Here is a 933-nt window from a genome sequence, read left to right as displayed (position 1 = left end):
AGCAATGTCGTCATCTGAAAAATCAACCGACAACGGCCGCGTCAGCGGTGGTTGTGCAGACCTTCCCTAATTTTTAAGTTGACAATGGGGCCAAGCTAGATTTCTAGCTTGGCTTTTTTTATGGCAAATAAATTTCCTTCTTTGGCCAAGATGTCCCGTCTTCTTGTGCTGATATTGTCGGTGGCCTCTTTATTCTTTAGTTATATGGCCCCAATTCATTTTTTGCCTTGGACAACATTTTACAATGAGTGGTTATTTTTTTTATTTTTGGGTTTTTTGATATCGCTTTTTATTTTTGAGGGGCGGTTGCTTTTGGTAAATCCTCTTGTTTGGTTGTTGTTGTTGTTGACGGTCGTCGTATATGCTGTGTTTGGTGAAGGATTGGGGGTGGAGTTAACTTCGGCTGGGTTATTTGTTTTGTATTTATTGGCTACTTGGGTGGCTTATGTCGTTGGTGTGAATTTGCGATCGACGTCGTATCTAAGCTTGATTTTGCTTGTTATTCTTTTTGCGGCGGTTTTGTCGGCTTTTGTGGCGATTCTTCAATGGAGTGGTGTTGTCTCTGCTGGAGATTGGGATCCTAGTTTTATACTTTATTCTCAAGGGGGGGGCGAGTTTCCTCTAATATAGGGCAGGCCAATAATTTGGGTACTTTGCTTGTCATTGGTTTGGGAGTGGTGGGGTATATGTTGTATAGAGGTGTGGTTGCCTCTCGTCTCCTGATTTTTCTGTTGTGGATAAGTGTCCCGGTACTTGTTGTTGGAATCTATTTGAGCGGTTCCCGCACCGCGGTTCTTAATTTGATGTTGTGGCCTGTATTTTTTATTTTCTGGTCATATTTTAAGCGTTCAAAATTCCCTATCTAGTCGGCCCTGAAATATTCGTTTTCAGCCAGCGGTCAGTCGTGGTGCCGGCTCTCTGATTGCGTTGACG

Annotated in this window: 1 protein-coding gene; it reads left to right on the top strand. The window is 43.0% G+C overall.

From position 1 onward, the window contains the following. The first annotated feature begins 120 nt into the window (after positions 1–120). Positions 121–630, top strand: coding sequence for a hypothetical protein (locus tag ACYVHH_RS11900; RefSeq protein WP_460565393.1), 510 nt, complete (start codon positions 121–123; stop codon positions 628–630). Positions 631–933: the final 303 nt, after the last annotated feature.

The sequence above is a fragment of the Hydrogenophaga aquatica genome, assembly GCF_054780915.1.
Note: the sequence above shows the minus strand (reverse complement) of the source record. Positions and strands in the feature narration are given on the sequence as shown.